The 20,505-nt window shown below is 35.6% G+C and carries 17 protein-coding genes; 14 read left to right on the top strand and 3 right to left on the bottom strand.

The features are described 5' to 3' along the window. Nucleotides 1-462 precede the first annotated feature (462 nt). From ACFEL1_RS05555 to ACFEL1_RS05490, 14 genes are all read left to right on the top strand, one after another. On the top strand, nucleotides 463-1,722 hold the full coding sequence (locus tag ACFEL1_RS05555) for a hypothetical protein (RefSeq protein WP_375330762.1): 1,260 nt from the start codon (nucleotides 463-465) through the stop codon (nucleotides 1,720-1,722). Next, nucleotides 1,715-2,374, top strand: coding sequence for a portal protein (locus tag ACFEL1_RS05550; protein ID WP_375330761.1), 660 nt, complete (start codon nucleotides 1,715-1,717; stop codon nucleotides 2,372-2,374). The genes ACFEL1_RS05555 and ACFEL1_RS05550 overlap by 8 nt, the downstream gene beginning before the upstream one ends. Nucleotides 2,375-2,399: 25 nt before the next feature. Next, entirely contained in the window at nucleotides 2,400-3,278 is an 879-nt protein-coding gene (locus ACFEL1_RS05545) for a portal protein (RefSeq protein WP_375330760.1), read from the top strand. A gap of 7 nt (nucleotides 3,279-3,285) precedes the next feature. Next, nucleotides 3,286-3,549, top strand: a complete 264-nt coding sequence (locus tag ACFEL1_RS05540) for a hypothetical protein (protein ID WP_375330759.1) — start codon at nucleotides 3,286-3,288, stop codon at nucleotides 3,547-3,549. A gap of 1 nt (nucleotide 3,550) precedes the next feature. Next, nucleotides 3,551-4,384, top strand: coding sequence for an Rpn family recombination-promoting nuclease/putative transposase (locus ACFEL1_RS05535; protein WP_375330758.1), 834 nt, complete (start codon nucleotides 3,551-3,553; stop codon nucleotides 4,382-4,384). A 4-nt stretch (nucleotides 4,385-4,388) separates the two neighbouring features. Beyond that, nucleotides 4,389-5,189, top strand: coding sequence for a hypothetical protein (locus ACFEL1_RS05530; protein ID WP_375330757.1), 801 nt, complete (start codon nucleotides 4,389-4,391; stop codon nucleotides 5,187-5,189). Between the two features lie 192 nt (nucleotides 5,190-5,381). Continuing rightward, on the top strand, nucleotides 5,382-6,770 hold the full coding sequence (locus ACFEL1_RS05525) for a phage capsid protein (RefSeq protein ID WP_375330756.1): 1,389 nt from the start codon (nucleotides 5,382-5,384) through the stop codon (nucleotides 6,768-6,770). A gap of 54 nt (nucleotides 6,771-6,824) precedes the next feature. Then, nucleotides 6,825-7,385, top strand: a complete 561-nt coding sequence (locus ACFEL1_RS05520) for a hypothetical protein (protein WP_375330755.1) — start codon at nucleotides 6,825-6,827, stop codon at nucleotides 7,383-7,385. A 7-nt stretch (nucleotides 7,386-7,392) separates the two neighbouring features. Beyond that, on the top strand, nucleotides 7,393-11,001 hold the full coding sequence (locus ACFEL1_RS05515; protein WP_375330754.1) for a hypothetical protein: 3,609 nt from the start codon (nucleotides 7,393-7,395) through the stop codon (nucleotides 10,999-11,001). Next, nucleotides 10,998-11,627: a Panacea domain-containing protein gene (locus tag ACFEL1_RS05510; RefSeq protein WP_375330753.1), complete on the top strand. Its 630-nt coding sequence runs from the start codon at nucleotides 10,998-11,000 to the stop codon at nucleotides 11,625-11,627. Before ACFEL1_RS05515 ends, ACFEL1_RS05510 begins: the two co-directional genes overlap by 4 nt. Nucleotides 11,628-12,014: 387 nt before the next feature. Beyond that, nucleotides 12,015-12,584, top strand: a complete 570-nt coding sequence (locus ACFEL1_RS05505; RefSeq protein WP_375330752.1) for a hypothetical protein — start codon at nucleotides 12,015-12,017, stop codon at nucleotides 12,582-12,584. A gap of 16 nt (nucleotides 12,585-12,600) precedes the next feature. Further along, nucleotides 12,601-14,739: a hypothetical protein gene (locus ACFEL1_RS05500; RefSeq protein WP_375330751.1), complete on the top strand. Its 2,139-nt coding sequence runs from the start codon at nucleotides 12,601-12,603 to the stop codon at nucleotides 14,737-14,739. Nucleotide 14,740: 1 nt separating this feature from the next. Beyond that, complete coding sequence (locus tag ACFEL1_RS05495) at nucleotides 14,741-16,681, top strand: hypothetical protein (protein WP_375330750.1); 1,941 nt, start codon at nucleotides 14,741-14,743, stop codon at nucleotides 16,679-16,681. Next, a complete protein-coding gene (locus tag ACFEL1_RS05490; protein ID WP_375330749.1) occupies nucleotides 16,650-18,074 on the top strand; it encodes a hypothetical protein in 1,425 nt (474 codons plus the stop codon). The genes ACFEL1_RS05495 and ACFEL1_RS05490 overlap by 32 nt, the downstream gene beginning before the upstream one ends. Before the next feature lie 407 nt (nucleotides 18,075-18,481). Here ACFEL1_RS05490 and ACFEL1_RS05485 read toward each other — a convergent pair whose 3' ends face one another. The 3 genes from ACFEL1_RS05485 to ACFEL1_RS05475 form a co-directional block, all read right to left on the bottom strand. Further along, on the bottom strand, nucleotides 18,482-19,543 hold the full coding sequence (locus tag ACFEL1_RS05485; protein ID WP_375330748.1) for an IS110 family transposase: 1,062 nt from the start codon (nucleotides 19,541-19,543) through the stop codon (nucleotides 18,482-18,484). A 138-nt stretch (nucleotides 19,544-19,681) separates the two neighbouring features. Further along, nucleotides 19,682-19,843 carry a hypothetical protein gene (locus tag ACFEL1_RS05480; protein WP_341761148.1) on the bottom strand — a complete coding sequence of 54 codons (162 nt, stop codon included), beginning with the start codon at nucleotides 19,841-19,843 and terminating at the stop codon, nucleotides 19,682-19,684. Nucleotides 19,844-20,087: 244 nt separating this feature from the next. Beyond that, nucleotides 20,088-20,348, bottom strand: a complete 261-nt coding sequence (locus ACFEL1_RS05475; RefSeq protein ID WP_341762742.1) for an Rpn family recombination-promoting nuclease/putative transposase — start codon at nucleotides 20,346-20,348, stop codon at nucleotides 20,088-20,090. Between the last annotated feature and the right edge of the window lie 157 nt (nucleotides 20,349-20,505).

Genomic DNA, 20,505 nt, shown 5'->3' with positions numbered 1-20,505 from the left:
TTCTACCTGTCTGCCGGTGATCGTTTAGTCTACGTATTGCGATTTTGTAACACAATAACCAAATCACTTCCCCTTTTGGGCAGAGCCTGTCAGCATCTTTGGCTCTTTGATGGTCACGACATTTATCAGTAGTTCATATACATTAACCATACCACTTAAGCCTAGCCTCTAACCGCTTGATGCTAGCAGTCTAGTTATTCCCTCACGGTTTTAACTCTCTTACGAGCCAAGTACATTGTCCTGATAGCTTCAAACAGTGAATCACTTCAATGCTTGTATCAGTAGGCTACTGTTGGTAGAACAACAGGTTAAATCTATTTTCATAGTTCAACAATTTCATAAGCAACCTCACATCGCCCACAAAATACTATCAATAATTTGTCGCAGCAGTTGCAACAAGCTCAGCAGGTCTTATGTTCTCTAGAGGAGCAACAGTATCAAGCTAGCTCGAGAAGCTATGATATGCAACACCAACTAGATTATCATACTCTACAATATGATAGTGCCTTAAGAAACATAGAATCACAAAGAGCTAGTTTGGTCACATCAGCTGATCAGCTAAAACAAGCTTTTGCAGCATTTACACAAAAAGCTCCTGCTCTTGATGCGAAAATAAGTGAGGTAGAACAATTACCGGGTCAGTTTCAAAACCTGTATGATCAAGTAGCCCAGCGAAGAGAAAGCTTGAAAGGTTTAACCGAAGAGGAAGCCGGTAGCCATATTACTCAATATCAGCAAGACGTTGAAGTGTTAAAAAAGCAACGTAGCGAAACAGAAAGCAAAATACGCCATTCGATGGATAGCATCACCAAAGAGCATCAACAGCTAACAAGGGAAAAAGCTAATCTTGAACATCAACTTAGCAACTATCAATCACAGCAAAATCGATTGTTGCAGGAGACTAGTAACTTTGATAATACTAGACAACAATTACTCAGCATGATTGAACAATACAAACAAGAACAGAATAGACAAGAGCAAATCACTGCTAATTATGCAAGGCAGCAATCGCATGCTGAAGGGCTGCAAAACCAATTAAAAAGTTATGGGGCGGCAGCTCAAAGCCAGTTGGATAGCTATGCTAGAGATTTAGAGTGGCGAGCTGGTAAGTATCAAAAATCTGCAAGAGATACTGGGCTAGCACAAGGATTGGGGCTAACAGCTTTAACTTTTGGACTTGGGGCAGGCTTAGGAGGGATTGCTGCTGAGGGTTCAATACTTGCTGGGATAGGTTCGGGAATCCAAATGTTATCTCCGCTTGTTGGTATTGGTCATTATATGAACAAATCCGATATTAGTCGTAAACTTGCTGGTTTTGAAAGAATTAATCTTAACAACAATGATCCAAATATAGGGGCTGATTTGTCGCGAATAGCAAGATACGGTCCTTCAGGATTAGAAAAAAGAGCCATACCTGAGCTTGGTGGTCTAAAACAAGCTTTGGAACATTTTGGCATGCGGTCAGTGCCACAATTAAAAGATTTACCGCTGTTACACGAATCTCTTGGCAAAATCGTGTCTCTTAAGGATATTGAGGGGTTAACCCTTGGTTTGCCTAGTATGACGGCAGCTAGCGGTAAAAAGTATAACTATGAGGTGTTATATGATAACGAGTTTATTAAGAAACTCAAGAAAGTGTCAAAGAAGTTGGGCGAGCCTTATTTAAACCCAAACTCAACACGTACCAATTACAACACAAATATGGTGACATCTTATGGCTGATAATGATTTAAACAAAAAGATTGAATATTTTGACAATCTCAAGAGCAAGCGGGAGAAATGGCATCATATATGGGATGAGTTGAAGAAATATGTTTGTCCGCAAACTGAAAGCAATAAGGTAATATTTGATTCAACTTCCATTTGGTCAAGGGAGCAATTAGCATCAGGTTTACAAAGCTTGCTGGTAAACCCAGCAATGAACTGGTTTAATCTTACTATAGTCGCTGAAAATGATGAGCAACAGCAATATTTAACCACAGCTGAACGCAACATGTTAGCCCAAATGCTAGAAAAAACTTTAATGGATATATTCAACAGTCCGGCTTCTAATTTTTATAATCAAATTCACCAGTTTTTTTTGAATTTATCAGCCTTTGGTACTGCAATATTCTATGTTGAAGAAGATATAGAATTAGCACAGACTCTGTTCTTTCGTAATATTAATTTACAGGAATGTTATTTTGAAGAGGATAAGTTTGGTTTTGTTAATACAATGTACCGACTATTTAGCATGCCAATAAAATCGGCATCAGCGAAATGGGTAGACTTTGCCCCTTTCAAGGAAAGGTTAGCCAAGAATCCTGATGAGACCGTAGAAATATTGCACATAGTTAGCCCACAGGCTCAAAATCAGAAAAATAAAGGCAGCTAGTCCTTCAACATCTAGCTCATCGCTATTGCCCTATAGTTCAGAATACATCTATCTCGCTGAACAAAAAATTATCAGTCAATCAGGCTATTCTTATTTCCCATTTTTTGTCACGCGGTGGGTAAAAGAAGAAGGTGAAGTGTATGGTTATGCTCCGGCTCATCATGTGCTACCTGATATTAAATTACTCAATAGTTTAAGACAAATTACCCTAAAAGTAGCCCAAAAACAACTAGACCCACCATTATTAGTGCCAAAAGATGGATATTACTTACCGCTATACACTACGCCGGGTAGTGTTAATTTCTATCGTAATGGTATGGCAGATAAAATAATGCCCCTAACTGGTATGGAGAATATCTTGCCAACTGAAATCGAGCAGAATCAATGCCGCGATGCTATATTTAAGGCATTCTATGTTGATATTTTTAGAATGCAGAAAGAAAACAAAGAAATGACTGCCACTGAGGTGCAAATTAGAACGGAAGAACAATACCGTTTAATGTCCCCGATGGTTGGAAGAATTGAGAGTGAGTTGTTAAATCCGTTAATCATGGCAATATATCAAACACTAATCAAATATAATAGAGTACCGATCTTAGAGGGGGCAAATAGCCCGCCTGAGATAGAGATTGGATATGTTTCACCACTATCTAGGGTACAGAAAACATCAGCAATAGCCAGCGTTGAACAGGTATTAGGTTTTTTCCAAAGAAGTGGTATAAGTAACTTTTTTCCTGAGATTTATGATAATGTCAACTGGGATAAATGTTTTAAACTATTCTTCGAGCTGAGAGAAGCCCCAAGCTCAATCCTCAAGAGTGAACAAGAAGTATTACAAATCAGACAACAACGTAAGATGATGCAAATGCAACAATTACAACAGCAACAACAGATACAAGGGTAAGGAGTACATGAAACTATCATCATCCCCATCAAATTTACGAACAAAAGAACAATTAAAATCAATTTATTGCAAGCTTTTTAGTGGAGAAGATGGTAAAATAATATTAGAGGATTTAGCTCAAATGAGTGGTATATATCGCAGCAATTTTGTTCGACAAGAAAGTGATTACACTGCTTTTCTTGAAGGACACCGATCTTTGTTCCTATATATATGCTCGCAGGTCTCAGAAGATGATGGAGTTGATAATATTGAAGGAAAAGGGAGTAATTGATATGGAAAAATATTTAGACCCAACAAATGATAGTTTGTTTAAGAAAATCTTCCGTGATAAGGAGAATTTAAAAGAATTTCTTAATAGCGTTCTTGATTTATCTGAAATGTACAGAATTAAGGAAATTGAATTTATTCCAGTAGAAGAATTAGCGGGGATTCATAAGGGTAGGAGAAGTGTATTTGATTTAAAAGTTAAAGATGAATCAGGAAACTGGTACATTATCGAAATGCAGAAAAGAAATGAAAGTGATTATTTAAAAAGAGTACAATATTATTCTGCCCATTCATATGTTGGGCAACTTATAGAAGGTTTAACTCACTTGGATTTATTGCCAGTAATAGTGATTTCATTGGTAAAAACTAGAATATTTGACAAAGAAGTGCCTTATATAAGTATTCATAAAAATGTTGAGACTACTACTAATAAACAATATTTATTTGACCTCTCTTATGTATTTATAGAGCTTGGAAAATTTAAAGAAACGAAATTAATGAGTGTTGCTGATGAGTGGTTACATCTATTCAAATGTGCAACACAAGAGACAGAGCCACCTAAAGATATTAAGAGCAGTAAGGTATTAGATGCTTACCATATGATTGAACGGTATAAGCTTACCCCAGCAGAATATGACTTATATATTAGAACCAAATTGCAGGAAGATGCAGAAGAACTTGCTCTAGCAGAAAATTTTAAAGAAGGTAAAGCTGAAGGTATTGAAGAAAAAGCTATAGTTGTGGCAAAAGAAATGTTAATTAATAATGAGCCAATAGAAAAAATAGCTAAATATACAAAACTAACTATTGAAAAAATAGAACAGTTAAAAGAAGAGTAAGCCGATGAGCAAAGAGGGAACTGCTAATAACTATGAAATTAACCCTACTTCCTCTGCTAGCGATTGGCTAGCTAATATGCCTGAGGAGATACGTAAAGCTGAGTCACTGGGTAAATTCAAGGATGTCTCATCAGCTCAGAGCTATTTGGAAGCAGAGAAGAGCTTGAATCAACGAGTTGCTGTGCCAAAGGATGACAGCTCTGATGAAGAGTGGCATAAATTTTATTCTAGGATGGGGCTGCCTGAGGATAAGAAATATACTGATAAACGAAGTAAAGAAGATGAAGAATATCTAGCTCGCTATGAAGACATGTTTTACCAAAGCGGACTATCTAAAAGGCAAGGTGAGAAGCTACTTAATTCTCTGTATGGTTTTTCGCAGGATTTACAAAAACAGCAAAAAAATGCTATCGAGCAAACACGTCACTCTCATATTGGTTGGTTGAAAAACACTTATGGTGAAGGTTTTGACAGTAAGATGACAGTGATGCAGGCAGCTTTATCTAGGTTCGGTACTAAAGAACTGGCTGAATTAATTGAAGATTCCAATTACTCGCCAGCTTTAGTAGATTTGTTAGTTAGGGTTGGTGAAACTTTAAAATCCGACTCGTTAGTAACTGGTAAAGAGCTACCTACAATTAATAGCCGGGAAGCTGCATTGTCAGAGATAGAAAAACTTGATTCTGACCCTGAGTTTATGGTAAAATTAAGGACTAAAAACCATACGGGACATGATCAAGCTGTAAAACGTATGCAACAATTATACAAAATCGCTTATGATGAAAAACAAGAAAAAATAACGTAACCAACCAATCATTAAAGTCATGAAGTAGGTGACAACTCATTTTAAGGCTGCAACTTCGCAATAACCTATCATAAAAGAGCCACTAATAGCATATATACCCGAAAGCTTGTTAGCTGCATAGCGGACAACGACCACATTCTAGTATAAATGATATCGCACTTTAAATATTGATAGATTATTTGAGGAGGAAAAATGCAACAAATAACAGATGGTCTTAAAGAACAATTTGCCAAAAATATCAGCCTAGTTATTCAACAAGAAGGTTCTAAGCTGCGAAAATGCGTTACTAATGGTACGCAAGATACTGAAGTAATTAGCTTTGAGTCAATGACTACCCATGAGGTGGAGAGCAGAACTAGACAGGCAATTGATCCTGATGATCATCTACATGGACATTATGCGGATGCTAGAGACCCTGCTAGATTAGAACAAATAGAATTTAAAATTCCCACTATTTCAAGACGCTTTTTGACGGCATCAAGCTATCATTGGAACGCTACCATGGATAGAAATGATAAGTTGAACTTATTAACCGACCCCACCTCACATTTTCCTAAAATGGCAGGTTGGGCAATGGGTAGACAACAAGACCGGGTAATTATTAGTGCTTTTGCCAGTCCTGTTAGAGCAGGACGGACAGGCAATAATGTGATTAACTTTGATGTAGCTAATAATGTGATACCGGTAGGAATTAGGGTTACTCATGTTAATTTAACCTTAAATGCTCAAGCTGCAGTTGATGCCAACAGAGGTATCATTGACTCGAAAAGAGCCGGGCTAACTGTTGAGAAACTAATTAAAGCTCATCATATATTAAAAAAACGCTCTTTCGGTATGTATGATAAATTATACTTACTATGTTCAAGTAATCAAATCTCCGACTTGTTACGCGATCCGCAAATTACCAATTATGACTATAATAATGTTAGAGCTTTAGTGAGTGGTGAAGTTAATAGCTTCTTAGGCTTTACCTTTATTACTAGTGAGATGTTGGGTGGTATATTTGATAATACTGGGGATGCGGTTCAATCTAGATATGCTGTGAAGGATTGCTATGCCTTTAATGAAGGAGCGATAAGGTTCAATACTGTCAACGGTTCTAGCAAGAAAGGCATAGAAGAGCTAGTACAATATCATTATGCCAAGGTACTATATTACAGTGAAGCTTTTGGTGCTAGCCGGGATAATGAGCAAGCCGTAGTAGTGATTAAATGTTTAGAGAATTATGACCGCAACAGCCATCGTGGTGAGTTGTGGAAAGCAATAGAGGCTGTGAATCACAAGAGAGGTGTGAATAGCATAACAATGCCATGGCAGATGTTTGGTAGTCAGTGTCGTAATGTTGATAATAAGGCGGATATCAATGATAATGATTTAGCAGTAATTGCCAACGATAATTTAGCTACTACTAAAAAGCCACAAGTAGTAGTAATGAGGAGAGCAGGTGATGCTGTTGCTGCTGCTGGTGGTGCTGCTGGTGGTGGTGTTGCTGCTGGTGCTGCTGGTGGTGGTGTTGTTGATGATTTTGCTGATGCTGTTGGTGGTGGTATTGTTGAGAGTGAGAATGAGGATGATGCATAACTACAAAATTTATTCATGGAAAATTTGTATTATTTGTAGTTGAGTGTAACTACCGTGAAATATGATATTATCAAGAAGGCAGTAGTACTACTTGGATCAAATGTTGGTATTAGTAGCATTGGTGGTGGCAGGATATCAAAAGCCGAAGAATTATGTGAGGAGTTTGTTAATCCTGCTATTGAAGATACTGTGCTAATGGTTAAATGGTCATTTGCCTTACGGAGAGTCGATAATATCGAAGGTAATAGACAAAACTTCACTGAAATACCGGATATTAATGATTGTATTAAATGTGCAGTAATAGTGCCATCTAACCTGCAATTTTACAGTGAAGCAGGTAAGATTCACTTTAAAGGGGGTAAACTTACCTCGCTGTTTTACTATAGCAGAAACATCGTTGATAATTTGCTAAATAATGATACGACTATTTGGCAACAAGTGCCAAGCAGCTTTAAGTTATTAGCTGCTTTATCGTTAGCCTCACAAGTATCATTTGCTATGTATTCCGATAGTGTGTTTACTGATGGACTAAAGAAACAATATTTGATCAAATTAGAAGAAACAAGAAGGATTTACTCGGTTGATTATAACCTAATTAATTCCGGCGAAGTGTAAATATTCTATGCAACAAGAGCAATTTGTATATTCGCAAAAAAATAACTTCTCAGGTGGTGAGCTAACTCCCACCATTGAAGGGAGAACCGAGCTGGCTTTGTATCAGAACGGAGTTAAGAAGTTGATTAACTTCATGCTGCTGCCATCAGGTGGCATTATGCGTAGACACGGTACACAATTTGTTCACTTGTTCACTGATAATGTGCCAAAGAAAATGGCAGCAGTAATGTTCTCAAGGAAATTATCCTACTTGCTGGTTTTTGAATCGCATCAGCTAGAAACTCGTTGCTTATTCTTTGTTGGTGGTGAATTGTTGTTAACTAGTAAAGTTATACAGGATGAAGGGCAAAATTTTCATTTTCGTCCTAAGGATTTTTCTTATGTAGTGTTTCAAGGAATTGCTTATATTTCTTTTGGCGATAAGAGACCAATCTTTAAATTCTCCATTGACCCGGAAATTGTCGAGCAATTTTACCAACATATTGAAGAGCAGGCAAGAAAGAGACAGGTAGAATATGGTGAAAGAGCTGAGATAGCGTCCAGTAGCAGCTATGAGCTAGCCAGCAATTTCCCTAACAAAGATAAGATGTTTATCATTGAAGCATTGAAATGTCATGTTAACTATTTTTCGACAGGACGAAGTGACCAAAGAGAACGCTTAATACAAAAACCTTTTAATGAAGTAATCTACGGAGCAGAGGTAGACAAAATTAACGATGAGCTAAAAGCTATTCACCAACGAGCAGCTAGGCAGTCAGCTGGACAAAGCAATATCTACCAAGCCAATAAGGAGAAGTTATATTGTACTTCAGTGGTTACTTTTGAAAACCGATTATGGTGCTTTGGGGTTAATAAAAATATTCATTCAATTTGGGCAAGTTATAAGGGAGATTTTAGTGATTTTAGGATGGCATATAGAACCTTACTAGAAGCACGAAATCCATTAACCGCTTTTTCAGCAACTTTCTCTTCATCTACTTTTGATAATGTCCTGTGGTCAGTACCTTTTGCTGATGAATTATTATTAGGTACTAGTGATGGCATTTATTTAGTCAAAGAAGGAGATCGAGCTAAGGGGGAATTTGTCAAAATCCATAAAGAGATTGAGTTACCGATATCACCACTGAAACCAGTAGTAATCGGTAAGACTATCTTTTTTGTTGAAGGTAATGGCTGTAAAATAAATAGTTTGTATTATTCACAAGAAAAAGGTGGTTTTCAGATATCAGACATTACTGCCTATGCTGAACATATATTTGCTGGTGGCATCAGACAAATTGTCGGCTGTAATAGCCCATTTTCAATGGTAGTGGCAGTACTAAAAAATGGCTCTTTTGCTAGTTTTATCTATTCGCATGATTTAAAAATTATGGGCTGGTCACAACATTGGCTAGGTGGTAATGGTCAAGTATTAGGCATCACGCCAATCTATGCTGAGAGTAGCGACATGTTATATTTGCATGTTCGGAGAAGTGATGATACTGGTATAAGTAGCAAGGAATATCTAGAAGTGCTGCAAACTCGTTATTTTTCAGCCAAGCATTTTGTTACTGATAAAGCAGTATATGCCGATTGTCATGTAAATATCCAACAGCCCGGAGAGAATGCCGCCTACCGCTCAATCATACAAGCATTAAAAGACGATAGTGCTTATGAGTTTAGAGGTGATATAACAAAACTAGAGCATATTGTACAAGCTCAAGCAGAAACTATTCTAAGACTTAAGTTAGATAATGTTGGCAATTCTTTTAAATACAAAAATAGGCTAGTTGCTAATTATGATGAACATAGAGCAGAGATAGAGAATTTTTTACAAAAATATTATCAAAATTATTTACCTAAGATTATGAATATTTTGGCGGTATCTTTTGCCTATCATCGAATATTCTCGCGTATTTATGCAGAGTTAGACAATCTATTTTTAAATAATCCTGAAAGTTTTGTTACAATAGAACAATTATTATATGATGGTGAGCGGCTTGGTGGTGATGTTATTGAAGCCGTGGAGCTACTAAATGAAATAGATGTACCAGCCATTTTAAGAGATGGTGGTTTGATGGAATATTTGCCTAATAGTGCTTTTTCTTTTCGTCCAACTATTTGCCTGCAAATAAAAAAGTTAAATACTGAGTTAATCAGGTTTATTGCTGGTACGGTGCAAGATATTATGGCAACTGCTAAGCAAAATATTGATCTGCAATTTGAAATAAGTAGAGAAATACAAGAGATGCGACTAGCGGTTAGTCACCTCAATAAGAAAATATTGCTATATTATGCCGAGCAGGATAGTGATAAAAAATCCGGACTGCTAGTTAATTTACAAAAGTTTTTTGCCAAAACTGCAGTAGATTTTTACCCAGAATTGCTAAATATCGCTCATCCGGAACTGACTCAATATATATTTGGTGAGCAAACCAAACAATTAATTGACCAGCAAATTATTGGATTTAATCAACATACTAGTAAGCAACAAATAAATGATAAATTATCAACTATTACTAATCAATTAATCGATGAATTACAACAAATACATAATGACAACAAGATTAAAGAGCTAACCAATTTCAAAAGACGAGAAGAAATAGTTGATTGCCTAAGAAGTATCATGCTTGATAAACCATTAAGTAAAGATGTTAGGGAATATATTCTATCTGATATTTTTAGTCAAACTATCGATGGAATTGTAGATGAAGTACTAAACAGAATTGCCCCGATAATGGGAAGAGATCGTAAGTCCTCATTATCGTCCTCTAGAGCGTGGGTATATAGTAAAGAAGGTTATACTGACCCATTAGCGGATAGAATATTTGAGCAAATGCAAGAACTCAAAGAAGGGCTAGCTTATTTGCAGCGTAACATTATTGAGTATTGTCAGTTAATTATGCCGAGCTTTCATCCAGCTTTACTGAAAGATATCCTTGAAGATGAGAAGAGTATTAAATTAGAAAAGTACCTGCTTCTGTCAAAAAGATATTTTCCTGTTTTTAAAAAGCTGTTTCCTGATATTGGTGCTTATGAGTTAAGTAGTATAGCTCGTAACTGCCTACCATCATTCCAGCAAATAAATATTGCCACTATATTACCGATCTTTCAGAAAATTGCTGTATCTATTATTGGTGATGAGGAATTACATGATTTGAGGATTATCGATAATGAGCTGATTAAGCTAAAACATCCAGTAAGACATTTGTCGGTAGGCTTTCCTTATTCTTCGATAATGCAAACTTTTCCCCTAATATTCCCGGATGAAGTAGAACACGCTCCAAAAAAAGACGCTGAGCTTGGATTGAAAGTCTTTAATAGTAAAGGTGGTTATATTGAAGAAAGGCTTGATAATGGGCAAATAGACAGGCAACATATTAATAGTAGATATGTAGATAGTGATGCGTTGATTAGATTGGTTAATGATAAAAAATATTTAACAACACCAACAGCTACTAAAGAAGTATGTGACTTATTTGCCACTCCTTACCAATCAGGCTGGGTGAATTTCATCATGCGGGGAGCAATCAAAACTGATATCGATGTTACTTTTAAGGTCGATAAGCCTTATCCAGTTAGTATATTAAAAATCTATGCTAAAGCAAAGATTTTACCAAATTACAAGGGTATATGAATAAAAAACAAAGAGACAAGATACTTAGTTGTTTGGATATAGCTAATTATTTTTTAGTTTTAGTAGATAGAAAAGCCGGCGATACCATAACCCAGCTAAAGTTACAAAAACTAATATATTTTGCTCAAGGAATAAGTCTTGCTTTATTTGATAGACCACTTTTTGCAGAAGAGGTTGAAGTATGGAAACATGGAACAGTAGTACGAGCTTTACGTTCAACATTTGGTAATTTTGAAGATGATGGCATTCCTCCGCCTAGAGAAATAGATTTTGATATTTATAGCAAAAATCAGAAAGAATTAATTTATAAAGTCTATTCTTTTTTTGGTGAGCATACAGCTGCGTATTTACGTAATTTAATACATACACATTCTATTTGGTGTAAAGCTATTATACGCCAAAATAAAATTATTACGAAAGAAGAAATGTGTAAGTTCTTTAAAACTGATGTAATAAAGGATATTAAAGATTATCTTTTATCAATTTCAAAAGAAGATATTGTTCAAATAGAAAATGCTGAAGATCAATGGTGGATGAATTATGACAGTGGAATTCCTGCAGAAGATATTACAGAACAGCTTTTAAAAGCAGAAAAAGAATTACAAGAAAAAAGGGGAAAGAATTGAGAGTTATCTGCTGGCGAAAATTATCTAGATAGAGAGTTGTAAAGGACATTATTTAGGTGTGAACAAAATTTAAATTACTAGATTTTGACTCTTTTTGCTGCAAATTATAAGATTTTTTTGAAATAGAACTAACTATTCCAGCAAAAATTTTATTAATTTTCGCTTAAAAACACTCAAAATCTAGACAATTAAAATTTTGTTTACAGAACATAGAAATAATAGGTTAGAAGATTAACAGAATGCCATTACATACCTAAGTTTCCCAGTTCACTTCAAAGCGAGAGACCCCTACTAATCCGCGGGGGTCATAACGCCGACCGAGTTCCCCAGTCCAAGTATTAGCTTATCACAAATACTATGTTTTGTAAATAATGAAGAAAAATAATAATGTTTGATTTTCTAAACTTTTTCTCGAGTGGTGCGAATGTATTTGCTACGGGGACGTCTTTGCTTAACACTTATGCCCAACTCAGAAGTAATAGAGAAAAAACCAAACAATCATTATATGAGCAGCAGCATTTACTCAAGCAACAACAAGAGCATCTTAAGTTTGATCGTCAACAATTATTTGAGCGAACCGCTGAATATGGAGCGATATCGAGTTATCACGTTGATATGTTAAGGCAAGAGCAATTATATAATCGTCAGCAGCTGGGCTATAATATCCTAAAAACTGGCATTGGTATAACTGGCACTGATTCAGCTGGCTTATTACTACGACATATGGCTTATATGGATGAGATGAAGGCAAGAAGCGTTGAGGCGGAGTATTTTCATCAAAGACCGAGATCAAACTTAAACACAGCACTGATTGACTTAAAGAAGCAGGCAATTAACCGCAATATTAGTTCGATTAACTCAGCTGCACCTTGGCAGGTATTAGGTACGGTGTTAAGCGGTGTATCGGATCTTGGCGAGATAGCACGACTAAGTACCGGGGAAGAAAAAAGAAAGTAACAGTGGAAGTTTAAAAATGAAATGGCAAGCTATTGCAGCAGTAACTAATCAGATTAACGAGGAAGCTAAAGGCTATTTGGCACGTAAGCTAGAGAAAGATGCTAGTGTAGAAATGCCACATCTTTGGTCAGATTTCCTTAGCGATACCACCAAGCATCTAAACCAGTCACAAAGTAATATTGAAGTAGCCCCCAATAGTAAAACTGGTGGTCTGACGTGTTTAACGCAATTTGATAAGATGCACCCGGATTTTCTTGAGAATAACAAACCATGTCTTGATTACTTCTTAAGTAAATATGACCAACGAGCCAATGATTATTTGCAGCGTACTAATAATCCACTGACCAAGCGTTTGTTGCAAGCTAAGATTAATGATTATAGGATATCGTTAGCTGGGCAAATAAGTCACACAGAAGCCAAACTGATTGATGGTAAACGTCACCATTTAGCAATTGAAGCCATTGAAAAACTAAAAAACGCTACCTATGATAATCCACAGTTTTATACTAGTCACTTACAAGATGTCGCAGTAGCTATTAATTCTCTATCATTACTGCCGCAAGAGCGAGATCAAATGTTGATTAATGCCAAACATGATTTAGCATTTGCCGCGGCACAAGCTACTTTAAAGCATTCGCCGAATGATATATTAAATCCCAATATAGTTGCTGAATGGAAAGAAGCTTTATCGTTTGAACAAAGGCTTAAACTAGAACATCAAGCAAATAATCTACTGCATCATCAGCAATTACTGAGACAACATCAACTTAGTTCGCTTATCAATGCCGATTTGCACAGTATCCTAAATACTGGAGAGCGTGTTAAGGGCATTGAAAACCTACTGCAAGCCAGCTTTAATGCTGGTGATCCACGATTACTGCAATTTAGAAGCCAAGAAGCTTTGTATAAGCAGGCTTTTGTTATTTCACAACAAATAAAACACCTACCATTCAACCAAGGTCAGGAAATATTACAACAAATTGCCCCAAAGGGTGGGGATAGTGATTATGACAAGAAAGAGAGACTATATCATATTTTAGTAGAGCAGTTTAACAAACAGCTTAAATTGGCTCAAACAGACCCAGCTAGGCTGGCTGAGGAAAACGGTGAAATACCTAAAGACATACCATTATTACAACGTTTATTGCTTAGGAAACAATTGCAACAACAAAAAGGCATCCCTAGTTACGACCAAAGATATTTAATGAACAAAGAACGTGATGAGTATTTAAAAAAGATTGAGACTAAAGATGTTAACCAAATTCAACAAACCACTGACAGTATAATTAGTCTGCGAGATGATGAAGGGAGTAGTAATCAATATGGTTTGGAGATACTGGAAGAAATCTTAAGGGATAAGGGGGATTTAGGGTTATTAACTCGTCTGTATGCTGAAAATAGACTTTACGACCGTAAGACTGCTTCAGCCTTTATACAGATGATAGTATTAGCTAACGAGCTATCATTAAAAAGTCAGCCTTTATTTACCAATCATGAAATTACAGAATTTAACAAAGAAATGAAAGACAATGGTATATTCAGACAATGGAGTAGCGATCTAGTAAGAAGTAATATACAAAATGAGACAGAGATTAATCAAATACGACAAGGCATAAAATATTTAGCTAAATATTACCAACATACTGAAGATTTAGATATTGACAAAGCAGTAAAAAAAGCAACCACCAAATTGATTAGTGAGGTCGATATGCGACTAGATAGTAAGAATCTGCAAATACCCCGTCAGATAATAGTACGAGGTATGATCATTGATTTAAATGCTGATTACATAGAGAGTAGCCTAGCAGAGCTGCAACATGGTCTCATTAACGGAACTATAGAGTATGATTATATTACTAGTTTTAGGGACAGTCGTCGTAACAATATTATTGATAATATCAATGACCCAATAGGACAATATGCCGCTGCAGCAATAATACGAGAATGTTTGCAACAAGGTAAATGGAAACTAACGCCTGACAAAAAGAGTGTCTATTATACTTTCCCGACCAAAGATGGTCAGTATTTGCCAGTTATGGCAGGAGTTGGTAAAATATTAAAATTTGATTTGTCAGAGTTAAATAACCCTCAAGCTTTAGAGCAGCAAAAGCAAAGAATATTACAAGGTATCTCTGAATCATATACAATAGATTAGTATGATGCAAAATAATGACAGCTTAAATAATTACTCAAATGACCAATCACGTTACTACGCAAATAATCAATCACTTTACTATTCTATCTTAATACCGAGTTTTAGAACTAATAGTGTCGTTGATCTGTTAGGCAGTAGTACATGGGATGTTTTGGGAGCAGTTAGCCGGCAAGCTTATGCAGATAGTCCAAGCCTATCAACTTTATGGCGAGCTTTTGACCCACAAGATATTATTGATCCTGAATTACGGGATGTTGCTGAACATTTAAAAAGTTATAATAATAAATTAAGCAAGGAAGAGTTTGAGCAAAAATATGGTGACTCAGGTTTAAAATATGACCCTAATTTTACCGAAACACTAGTAGAAGATATTTTAGAGAGGAAAAAGCAGCGAGAAATTAATGAATATATTATTGCTGCGGGTAAAGGCGGATTAGTTGAAGCTATTGGCAAGTTTGGAGCTGAGGTAGTATTTGGCAACTTGTCACCAATTAATATTGCTGCTAGCTTCATTCCTATTGGTAGACCAGCAATGTGGGCGGCACTTAGCCAAAAATATGGCAAAATTCCAACAACATTAGTTAAGGATTTGCTAGGCGGGGCTATAGGTCAGGGAGTTACCGAGCCAGTTCTTCATAATGAACGACATACTGAACAAAGACCTTATGACTTGTCAAATAGTTTGATTAATATTATAGAAAGTGGTTTATTTGGTGCAACTTTGCATGGTCTTGGTTATTCGGCTAAATATTTGCGAGACAGATTGTATTTATATTCAAATAAGCTACATCCTGAAATTGAGACCTTACATCCGATAGTTGATAGTCAGTTAAAAGATAATATTGACACTGTACTAAAAGAATCATCTCCTCAGGAGAATATAATAGAAACTGAGCAAGTTGATAGTCAAGTACCAACAAGTACCGATGCTAATATTGGAAACAGTTCTTTATCAAGGTTAGCTGAGTTACAAGCAAAGAAGTTACAATTAATTACGGCAGCCGAGCAACAATTTCCCTCATATTCTGCCCAGCAGAGGCAAATAGCAGAATTACAACAACATATGCATGATCAGTTTGGTACTAATGGTAAAACTGAAGCAATACCAAGATGGTTCTTGGATATTTTACTAGAGGAAGAAGGTAAATTACAACAATTATATCAGGAGCATATTAATAACCCGGAGTTTCAGGAATATTTGACAGCAGTAAAACAATTAGATCAGCAAATTATCAATAATTTACGACGTCAGCAATGGGAGACTAAAGGCTATGATTTATCACCCGAAGAGTTATATATAGCAAGAAAACAGCTAGAGGAAGGCAAACATATAAATCTTGAGAATCCACAAAAAGCTGAATCTTTTTACCATGGTGATGATAAGAAATTTGAGAATAACAATGCCAGTCCTAATCTACAAGAGCATCTAGCTTCTTTAGAAGCTGAAATAGCCAATTTACCTGAACAACAAAAAGTTACTTATCAAGCAGAATCCATCAAGCAAGATGTTATTTACCAGCAAACCGAAGAAATTTTACGTAAGATTAAGCAAGGGGCTAACCCTTCAGAACTAGAGGAGTTATTTAAAACTCTCAGTCTCATCGATCCACAGTTAGTGGATGAGCTAAAAACTATCCATAAAGAATTTGTTGGACAGAAAAGATTGGATTTGCTAGAGAGAGACAAACAAATAGATATGTTCATTGATGATTTTAAGAAGGAACAGTTTGTAAAAAAAAGAAATAATGCCCTGAATTTAATCAAGATGGCTACCATAGAGAGATTTGTTAGAAATCATGACAATAAGATTGCTGCGATAAAAGAATATTTACGGCAGGTTGATTTACGGCAACAAACTATTGCTAAAGAGCTGTTATATGGCATTACAAGAGATTTAGAAAAAGCTGGTGTTGATACACGAGTTTGGAAATATTGCTTATGAAAAGGACATAATACAGGAATTATGGAATATCAGCCATCCTGATAAAAATCCGACAGGGAGTGAGAGGGCAATAATAGTAGCTCAAATAATCAATAAATGGCAAACAGCTGCCATCAATAGAGCTAATCTAGCCGGTAGTAATATAATACCGTTAGAGGGTTATATTACTAAACAAGAGCATAACAGTCTTAAACTTCGAGAAGCTGGTTATGAGGCATGGTTGAAATTCATCCATCCGCTACTTGATCACCAAAAAATTGCTAAACTAAATGAGAAAATAGATCATAAGGCAATATTTAATAATCTTGCTAGTAGCATTCATCTAAAAGACACTGACCAATATTTAAATATAGCATTCACTCACGTTAGAGGAAGTAACGTAGCTGATGTGTTGTCAGCTAGTAGGAAACTACATTTTAAATCGGCAGAAGCTTGGTTAACATATCAGAAGGAGTTTGGTAATTACGTACAAAATGACTTTGTTGACAAGCTCATTAGCCCTTTAATTAAAAGTCGATCCTTTATCGCTGATTCGATAGTTAGTAACCTTAATATACTAGGTCGGAGTATTGGGGTAATGGAGAGTATGGGTTGTAATCCTGAATTAATGCTACAATCAATCAAAGGCACTTTTACCAAGGAGCTACAAGAGTTAGCAATTAAAGACCCAGCTATTTTAAAGCAACTAGCAGTACTTAGTAATTCCAACAGTTTTACTAATCAATTAGACCTAATGCTAGGAGTAAAACCACAAATACCATCAGTTGACCGTATCTTTGGAGCTTATCGTGCTTGGAAATGTATGGTAAATCTTGGCAAGGTGGTACTTTCTTCAATCCCTGATATGATAAGTTTTGTCAGTGAGTTACAGAACAATGGCATACCACTACTTCAGTCTTATGCTAATTTATTACAAGTGGCGGCTACAGGCTTTAATGGTAAAAAGAAAAAAGAGCTTGCTAGTTTGCTTGGTGTGGCTGTAGATTCACTGCTTAGTCACAGTCATTCTCGTTTTGCAGGAGAGTATCCAGTATCTGGTAGCATATTTAAACTTACCAATGCATTTTTTAAACTAAACTTTATGGAATGGTGGGATAATACTTGGAAATCTACAGTTGGTAATTTGTTATCGCATAATTTAGCATTACAAGTTAATAAGCCCTTTAACTCACTATATCATAACTTACAAACTTTGCTTAATAGATATGGCATTAATGAAAGTAATTGGCATCTTTATCAGCATTTAGTACAGCAAATAGACAATAAGCCATATTTAATACCTGATATGGCACTACTGCCTGATCATTTACTAGAGCAACATTTACAACTATACTCAAATGATTTAAAGAATTGGAACGTAAAACAAGGGGTGAGCGACTCATCTTCGAGATAAATATGAGCAGAAATTATGCTATAGAACGTGAGTATTATGCGACGAGTGGAGTGTAGAATTAAATTCTCGTTACTGACTACATGTATGAACCTCCTGTAAAATGCAAGAAAAAAATAACATCTAATAGCAAAAATGCAAATGCATACATGTATCCGGCTTATAGTTAATAAATTATGTGTAATTTATCCTACAGCCCTGATGGAATTCGCTGGCTTACAAATTTACTATATACTTATCATTTTATCGGCTTCAAAGAGCCATTGTAGTCATCAGTTTCTTTGTAAGCTAAGGTTTGTCTTATTTACCATCAATATTATTATCTCACGCATATTCCGGGTTGGAATCTCTTACATATTCTTTGTTTACCTATTAATTAATAAACCACTATTTATTTTATTTTATGTTAATTATAATAGCTTTGTGCTACAAACTTTACTCTCTACATAATCATCCCCTGACCTTAGTACTGCAAACACCACTCTTGCCAGTTTATTAGCTACAGCAACTACTGTTTTATTATGTCCATTTCGCTCAGATAAATTAAACATCCACTGCGTAAATTTGCTAAAATCTTTTTTAGATTTTTGTTCTTCCAATGTAAATCTTATCTTGGCATTTAGTACAGCTCTAGCTCCTTGGATCAATAGAGTACGCAAGTAAACATCACCTCGCTTGCTAATTCCAAGCAACTTATCTTTCCCTCCACTGGAATGCTGCCTTGGCACTAATCCAAACCATGCCGATAATTGCCTACCATTCTCAAAACTTGTAGCATTACCTATTGATGCTATTAAAGCAGTAGCAGTAATTAAACCAAGACCAGGTATAGCTGTTAATCGTTGATATTGAGTTAAGTTGCTAGCTATTATTTTTAATCTTTTTTCTATCTCTTTTATTTTTTTGTCATTATCCAAAAATTCCTCTTTCAGTTCACTAAATGTTTGATAACCCAGCTGGCTTAAATTTCCTTCATCTAAAATCTCGGTTAATTTTGTCATAACCTTATTGATCCCTTGAGGAATAATAAAACCAAATTCATGTAGTAGACCCCTAATTTCATTAGCAAGGGCAGTACGATTTTTTACCAATCTCTCTCTTACTCGATGAATTGATAAAATATCTTGTTGTTCTACAGTTCTAATTGGTACAAACCTCATATTTGGTCTTGTTACCGCTTCACATATAGCTTCTGCATCAACTTGATCATTTTTATTAGTTTTAACATACGGTTTGACAAATTGTGCTGCCATTAGTTTTACTGTATGCCCCAATTTAGTTATTTCTCTTGCCCAGTAACTAGCTCCGCCGCAAGCTTCCATCCCTACCAAACATTTTGGTAAATTAGCCATAAATGTTAAAACTTGATCTCTCATTAATTTTTTCTTTAATACCGTCTTACCATTTTTATCTACACCATGAATTTGGAAAATTCTTTTTGCAATATCTATACCAATTGTGGTAACTTCCATCTTAGCCTCCTGATTGTTATTTTAATATTAACTTTAGAAGATTAGCAACTGCTTTTCATTCTGTATATCAGGAGGTTCATACCATTATTTTTTCACCTGTGGAATTTTATAATAAAGAAATACTGATAAAAGTGTACTTTAATGACAAGAGTTTTTATTTGAAACAAAACAATGGTAATACACATAAGAAGCATTATGTTGACTAATTTTTAGTATGTCAAGTAGAAAAGTGATGTTTACATGACTACAAACTTCATGCCAAAACCACTGCAAACCTGATTCTTTAGACGTTTTAAGCACTTTTTTGTCTCGAAGATGAGTCGCTACGGTATTTTAAATCAAAGATTCACTTGCGTTCAACCTATTTCGATTTTGTCTTGCCTCCATTTTTTTTCCAACTAAATACTTTGGTTCGGCTTTCGCCCTTGCTTAGCACAAATTAGTTACCCGATTTGCACCAAAGGCGTGACAATAGGATTTCGATGCTGTCCTAATGCATATTTATGCATATTCTCTTGTGCAACTTCATGTCGCACATGTTCTATCAATGTGAAAATATAACATCCTGATCATTAAATTTAGCCGAAAATAATACATCCGAGCTACTACGAGTAAGCCTTGGTTCAATAAAGCTTGCGTTTTCTATTTTTAACGTAGACGTATCAATTATAGCCAGCACATCCTTAGGCAAATGAGTTTTAAGAAAATCATAAGCTACCATAGGATTTTCCATTGCTACTTTAACAATTTCATCATACTTCGGCTTCTTTGACTTTTTGGACTTCTTTGTGGTCTTTGTGATCAATAATAAAGAAGCCTAGCTAAAGAGCAAAAAGAATAGGCAGGGTTACTCTCAATAGGTATAATTGCCTATTACTTATTCAATAAATGATTTCTATTAATTGACAAGCTTATTTTTCTATCATAATATTATTTTAAAAACAAATTTACTACAACTTCAA

Origin of the sequence: Candidatus Tisiphia endosymbiont of Oplodontha viridula (assembly GCF_964264865.1) — a bacterium.
GTDB lineage: Bacteria > Pseudomonadota > Alphaproteobacteria > Rickettsiales > Rickettsiaceae > Tisiphia.
The sequence above is the reverse complement of the archived record's forward strand: the minus strand, read 5'-3'. Positions and strand labels throughout refer to the sequence as shown.